Source organism: Lacticaseibacillus pantheris DSM 15945 = JCM 12539 = NBRC 106106, assembly GCF_001591865.1.
Lineage (GTDB): Bacteria > Bacillota > Bacilli > Lactobacillales > Lactobacillaceae > Lacticaseibacillus > Lacticaseibacillus pantheris.
The window spans coordinates 1-6,539 of record NZ_BCVS01000125.1 but is presented as its reverse complement, the minus strand read 5'-3'; the positions used below and the strand labels follow the sequence as shown (position 1 = coordinate 6,539).

6 protein-coding genes are annotated in these 6,539 nt (G+C 55.9%); 2 read left to right on the top strand and 4 right to left on the bottom strand.

Translation table 11 applies throughout. The annotated features are described in order from the left end of the window. Nucleotides 1-185: 185 nt before the first annotated feature. On the top strand, nucleotides 186-521 hold the full coding sequence (locus tag LPA02S_RS10295) for a hypothetical protein (RefSeq protein ID WP_054650864.1): 336 nt from the start codon (nucleotides 186-188) through the stop codon (nucleotides 519-521). Between the two features lie 64 nt (nucleotides 522-585). Here the strand turns inward: LPA02S_RS10295 and metG are convergent, their stop codons facing one another. Continuing rightward, on the bottom strand, nucleotides 586-2,592 hold the full coding sequence (metG, locus tag LPA02S_RS10290; protein WP_056956818.1) for a methionine--tRNA ligase: 2,007 nt from the start codon (nucleotides 2,590-2,592) through the stop codon (nucleotides 586-588). A gap of 299 nt (nucleotides 2,593-2,891) precedes the next feature. Between metG and LPA02S_RS10285 the strand changes: the two genes are divergently transcribed. Continuing rightward, nucleotides 2,892-4,283, top strand: coding sequence for an FAD-binding oxidoreductase (locus tag LPA02S_RS10285; protein WP_056956819.1), 1,392 nt, complete (start codon nucleotides 2,892-2,894; stop codon nucleotides 4,281-4,283). A gap of 66 nt (nucleotides 4,284-4,349) precedes the next feature. On the opposite strand, the gene LPA02S_RS10280 is transcribed toward LPA02S_RS10285, so the two are convergent. The 3 genes from LPA02S_RS10280 to LPA02S_RS10270 are packed head-to-tail and all read right to left on the bottom strand — an operon-like array spanning nucleotide 4,350 to nucleotide 6,362. Next, the gene (locus tag LPA02S_RS10280) at nucleotides 4,350-4,811 is read right to left on the bottom strand and encodes an NUDIX domain-containing protein (RefSeq protein ID WP_056956820.1); all 462 of its coding nucleotides are present in this window, start codon (nucleotides 4,809-4,811) and stop codon (nucleotides 4,350-4,352) included. Next, nucleotides 4,808-5,377 carry a TMEM175 family protein gene (locus LPA02S_RS10275; RefSeq protein WP_056956821.1) on the bottom strand — a complete coding sequence of 190 codons (570 nt, stop codon included), beginning with the start codon at nucleotides 5,375-5,377 and terminating at the stop codon, nucleotides 4,808-4,810. Before LPA02S_RS10275 ends, LPA02S_RS10280 begins: the two co-directional genes overlap by 4 nt. Before the next feature lie 25 nt (nucleotides 5,378-5,402). Further along, entirely contained in the window at nucleotides 5,403-6,362 is a 960-nt protein-coding gene (locus LPA02S_RS10270; RefSeq protein ID WP_054650854.1) for a hypothetical protein, read from the bottom strand. Nucleotides 6,363-6,539 lie beyond the last annotated feature (177 nt).

Here is a 6,539-nt window from a genome sequence, read left to right as displayed (position 1 = left end):
CCACGCCAGTACGACCAGCCACATGGAGCGGTCCACAAAGTCGCAGCACCCCAAGGCACCGCCACCGGTCAGAACCGCCAACTCCACCCATCCCAAAATGCTTAGTGACAAGGATGCTGACGAAGAGTAAGCTTTGCTTGTAGTAACAATCGGACAATCACAAATATTTGTTGGAGGTGCACACATTGAATAATATTCCCGAAGATATGGAACAAGTGACCAAGATGGTGCAGGCGGCCGCCGATGCCGGCCACCCCACCACCGCTGAGGATGTCATCAGCCAAGGACTCCGCCAGTCAGCTCAGGACTACCTGGACGAAGCAACTGAAGGCAGTTACTTCACCGCCCACCTGGACGGTAGCCGCATCACCATCAGCGACATGAACGGTGAACAGGTAGCTGATATCAGCACCGACCAGGCATCGTACGTGGACGCGTTCAAGGCGGATGCACGCGGAACAATCACCGCCATCGACAACGCTCTACGGCACCTCATTGACACCCATAAAATCGCGTTGTAAACCAAAAAACTAAGGGCCTGTGCACATAATCTGCACGGGCCCTTAGTGTATATTCGAGGATTAATTATCCCAACAGTGCGCCATTGGCAATGCTGGGGTCCAACGTAATCAGAGTTACTTTGCCAGCAGCATCCTCACTGGAAAGAAGCATCCCCTGGCTTTCAATCCCGAGCATCTTGCGCGGCTTCATGTTAACCACGGCCATGACCTTCTTACCAACTAATTCCTGATATTCCGGGTAGTACTTGTGAATACCACTAAGAATCGTCCGGTCACCCTCATCGCCCGCATCCAGCGTGAACTGCAACAGCTTGCTTGAGCCCTTAACCGGCTCCACGGCCAGAATTTCGGCGACGCGAATTTCAGTCTTGTCAAAGTCGTCAAAGCTAATCTCGGCCTTGCGGGTACCTTCAGCAGCCGCGGCCGCCTTCTTCTTGTTACCCTCAACCTTCTTGTCCTTGCTCTTCGCCATCTCGCCCTTAATGTAAGCCACCTCAGTTTCCACGTCCAAACGTGGGAAGATGGGCTCACCCTTGGCCACGACGGTTGCCCCAGCTGGCAGGTGGCCGAACTCAGGCAACTGCTGCTCGGCGTCGTCCTTGTCGAGACCGAGTTGTGCAAAGATGGCCCCGGCAGATTCAACCAGCACCGGCTTTGCCAACACGGCTATCACGCGCAGGCTCTCGGCCAGGTGTGCCATGACGGAAGCTAGCTCATCGTGCTTGGCCTCATCCTTCGCCAACACCCACGGCTCGGTTTCGTCGATGTACTTGTTGGCGCGCGCGACCAACTTCCACGCGGTATCCATCGCGTCGGAGAACTGCAAGTCGTCCATTTGGGCCGCGTAATCCGCAACCGTTTGCTGAGCCGTTGCCTCCAGATCGTCATCAAAAGCCGTCCGGCCGGCGTCCAGTGCGGGCACCTGACCGTCACAGTACTTGTTAATCATGGCGACAGTCCGGTTCAACAGGTTCCCGAGGTCGTTGGCCAAGTCAAAGTTGATGCGGTCCACAAAGTCCTCTGGCGTGAACACACCGTCGCGGCCAAACGGAATGGCACGAATCATGTAGTAACGCAGGGCGTCCAAGCCGTAACGGTTAATCAGCGTCTCGGGGTACACTGCGTTCCCCTTGGACTTACTCATCTTGCCGTCCTTCATCAATAGCCAACCATGCCCGTACACCTTTTCAGGAATCGGGATGTTCAGAGCCATCAAAATAATCGGCCAGTAGATGGTGTGGAAACGCACGATTTCCTTACCCACAAACTGAACGTTAGCAGGCCAGTACTTCTGGAATAAACTGTCATCGTCACTGCCATAACCCAGCGCGGTGATATAGTTCAGCAAGGCATCAACCCACACGTAAACGACGTGCTTCGGGTTGCCCGGAACCGGCACACCCCAAGTGAAGCTAGTCCGGCTCATCGCTAAGTCTTCCAGGCCCGGCTTGATGAAATTATTAATCATTTCGTTCTTGCGGGATTCTGGTTGGATAAAGTCGGGGTGGTCCTCATAGTACTTGAGCAACCGGTCGGCATACTTGCTCATCCGGAAGAAGTAGCTTTCTTCCTTCACCAGCTGCACATCATGGCCAGATGGGGCCTTCCCGCCAATCACTTTGCCATCATCATCACGGTACACCTCAGCCAACTGCGTTTCGGTGAAGTATTCTTCGTCCTCAACGGAGTACCAGCCGGTGTATTCGCCCAGGTAAACGTCACCCTGATCGATGAGTTGCTGCACAATCTTCTGCACGGCCTGCACGTGTTCAGCATCCGTAGTCCGGATGAACTTATCGTTAGTGATATGTAGCGTTTCCCACAACTTCTTGATACCGACCACCATGCCGTCCACGTATTCTTGCGGCGACTGGTGCAGCTTTTCGGCCTTCTGTTCAATTTTCAGTCCGTGTTCGTCAGTCCCGGTCAGGAAGAAAACGTCATAGCCGGTCTGGCGCTTGTAGCGGGCCAGCACGTCGGCCACGATCGTCGTGTACGCGTTACCGATAGTAAGCTTACCGGATGGGTAATAGATTGGTGTAGTGATGTAGTACGTTGGTTTTGTAGACATATGAGCCTAACCTCCAGAAATATTGTTGATCACCGGCCGTCGCCAAATCGTACTGGCAACAGCCGCAATTGTCATCAGTATACCACAGCCATTCGTGGGCCCTTCAGTTTGGCGTGGGGAAATTTGGGAGCAGCGGCCAACCGCTTGCTTTCCCCCCTTGCACCCAGATACTCCGACTTGGAAAAATAATTGTCCTCGCCCCGTTATACCAGCGGTTAACGTGGGCTACGAACACATGATATTACGCGCAAAATGGACTATGATGACCTCGTAAATAAAAAACGAAAGGAAGTCTACCCATGACAGTATTCTCAGCTTTCACCGACCAGCAAGTAATTACCGACCTCACCCAAAGTGTCCCTGACGGTCTGGTGGTCACCGACAGCGACACACTCCGCGAGTATTCGTTCAGCAGCCGTATGACCGACGACGACAGCGGCCTCGCCTTAGCCGTAGTCCGCGCCCACTCTGTGCCTGACGTGCAGGGCACCCTGGACGTTGCCCGCAAGTATCACATCCCCGTCGTGACCCAGAACCAGTTCACCAGCACCGTCATCGGCGCGGACGGTCTCGCCGGCAGCATTATCCTTTCCACTAAGGACATGAACCAAATCATCGAGATTAGCAAAGCCGATTCGCTGGCCGTTGTCCAACCCGGTGTCATTAACGGTGACCTTGACGCGGCCGCACGCAAACAGGGCATGTTTTACGCACCCGACCCGGGCTCGAAAAAGATTTCGGGCATCGGTGGTAACGTCGCCACCAACGCCGGCGGGATGAGTACCGTTAAGTACGGGGCGACCAAGGACAACGTGCTGGGGCTCAAAGTGGTGCTGGCGGACGGCCGCGCCATCAAGGTCGGCGGCCGTACCCTCAAGCAGGCGTTTGGCTACGACCTCACCCAGCTCTTCATCGGTTCTGAGGGCACACTGGGCGTAGTGACCGAAGTCACGGTCAAGTTGCTCCCCATTCCGCTGGGGCAATCCGCGGTCGGTATCGCCTTCTTTGACAATATGACCCGCCTTGCAGACGCAGTCGCCGCCATCCGTATTTCCGGCGTTTACCCCACCATGTTGGAGGCTCTCGACGCACCGACCATCGCGGCTTTGGACCAGTACGAGGGCACCCACTACGGCGATAACAGTGGCTCCATGCTGATCTTCAAAGTTGATAACAGCACCGATGCCGCCATGACCGTTGTTAATGACCTGCTTGCCCAGCACGGTGCCAACCACGTCCAGGTCACTAGTGACGCACAGGAACAGGCCGCCCTCGAAAAGTTGCGCCAGGACATGTTACCCGCCATCTTTGAGGGTCAAAATCACATTATGGAAGACATGGCGGTGCCTTTGTCCCAGCTGGCAACGTTAATGGATTACGTTCAAGAAGTGGGCCAACGTACCGGACTCAAGATTTACACCGCCGGACATGCTGGCGACGGGAACGTCCACCCAACCATCGTGTGGCCGGAGAATCAGGATATGCCCGCGGCGGTGCCAGGCGCCCTGCAGGACATGTTCCATAAGACGCTCGCACTCGGCGGAACCATCTCGGGCGAACACGCGGTGGGGATGCTCAAAAACCAGTGGAACAACGCGGAACTCGGTGGTGACGTCGACCAACTGCAGCACCAAATCAAAGCCCTCTTTGACCCCATGCAGATTCTGAACCCGCACCGCAAGATCAATTAGTACGCAAAACGACCGCCGTGATGAGCCCCTTTGGCCCGCACGACGGTCGTTGACGTTACATAGCTATTATTTTGCCTGCACACTGATTAATTCATCACCGCGATAGCGCGCCTCCAGGTTCAACCCGTGCTCACGTAGCATCAGCGGCAGCAGTGGTTGCAAGTCCGGCACCACGCCCTGGTTGTCCGGTAGGGTCACCCACTCCGGCTCGAGGGCCGCCAAAATGCCTTCACGGGTATTCCGCGGCAACCGCAACTGGTCATCGGTATCGGCTAGGTAGAGGTACATCACGCCACTTTTTTGACCGTCAATCACCCAGTCCATGGTGCCCACAAAGTCAAAGGCGGCTTCGGGCAACTCGACCCCGGTCTCCTCGAACGTTTCGCGCATGGCTCCATGTTGCTGGGTCTCGTCCGGTTCGACTTTGCCCCCAATCAGGTTCCACATCCCCCTAAACGGCGGCTTGCGACGGTTAATACCGACTACCCCCTGCGGTGTCCGTAACGCGATGACGGTGTATTCTTTCAACTTCGTTTCCCCCTACGCCAGCCCAGCTGGTCTGGCACCAGCCAGTTAATCAGAATCAACACGTTGATGATGAGCGTTAACGGTGGCCACAGCCAGCCGGCCGCGATGGCGACCACGTTGCCGGCAATCGAGAGGTGCGTCTTGTGCACGGTAGTCCGCAAAACGTCGTCAGCCCCGTCACGCAGCATGCAAATGACCAGCAGATCAAACGCGATGTCGGTGACCAACAGCACAATCCCGTACAGTTGCTCGGGAACCAACGCCACTAACGTCGTCTCGCCCACCCACGCTGTCGCAAAGGGAAACAGTGATAACGTCAGCAGAAACAGCGTGTTCAGCCACAGCGTCTGCCGGGAAACGGTCTGGACGCGGCTGAAAATATAGTGGTGGCTGTGCCAATAAACGGCGACGGTCGCAAAGCTGGCCAGGTAGACCACAAACTGGTGCCAGACACCGAGGAGCGCCCGGAGCGTGTCACCCGCGGGTACGTGGAATTCCAGTACCATAATGGTAATAATGATGGCGATCACGCCATCAGTTGAAGCCTCCAAACGCGATTTGTCCATAAGTACACCTCAATTCACGGCACGTTTACCGCTCGCTATAGGTTAACTCAAACTCATCCAAAACATCCTTAACGGGCCGCTGGTATAGTGCCTGCAACGCGTCCGCCGACGCAGCGTCACTCGGTAAGGTCAGCACAAAGGCCGTTTGCTCGTCCGTATTACCCTGGGCCACGTAACCCGTTAAGTCGTCACCGTCAACGTTGAGTGACGTTTCATTCAACGTGTACAGTTGGGTTAATTCCAGCCGTAATTGGCGCTGCGACAGCACCGGCGGCACCACCACAAAGTCGGGTAAGCTAAGTTGCGCGTACCCTTGGTCAATGAGGAACTGTTCAAAGTGAGCCAGTAACTTGACCTCGACACCGCGCAACCGCCGCGGCGTGTCCGGTTCGTGTTCGCTAATGAGCGCAAACAGATCTTCCGCCGCCGCCATGGCCGCCGGGTACCGGTTGCGCCAGGCACGCAGAGTGTTATCCGGTTTCGGCATCTGGTGAACGTAAACCAGCCCGTCCAGTAGCAAGAGCGTGCGGAAAGCAATCATGTCGTCGGGATGATCTGGGTCTTCATCATCGAGCTGTTGCTCAAAGCCAGCAATCACTGACTGATCCACCCCGTCGTCCAGTAAGCCATTTTCACGCTGCCAGGCAACCACCATTACGTGTTGGGCTGCCAGTTCCAGCAGTTTGGCCGTCGAAATCCGCATGGCGTCGTATTCCTGGTCATCCCCGTGCAGGGGCATCTCCATCATCAGGTAACCCTTCATGTTCATCATGAAGTGCACTAGTTCATGGCTCAAAGTGTAGTCGATGTTCGTGGTGTCCGTGATGGTCACGGTCACCTGGCCGTCTGCGTTCACGGTTAGGTCGCCCTGATCGTGGTTCAAAACACCGCTTGCGGCCCCCGCAGCTTCGACCTGCACCTGGTGGCCCAAAACGCGGCTCAGTTCGTCGAGTAATCCTTGCACTGGTTCTGCATATTCAGCCATTCTGTACCCCTCTGCTTACATTCAATGTTAGCTTCATTGTACTGCAAGGCGCTGCCTACGCCTAGGGTGTTGCGAACGCGCGGGTGTTACTACGTTTGAGGTTGGCGGCAGCGTAGGCCGGGCCGGTGAGCTGCGGCTTACGTGGGGCGCTCCATGGTAACCACTGCTAGGGCGAAA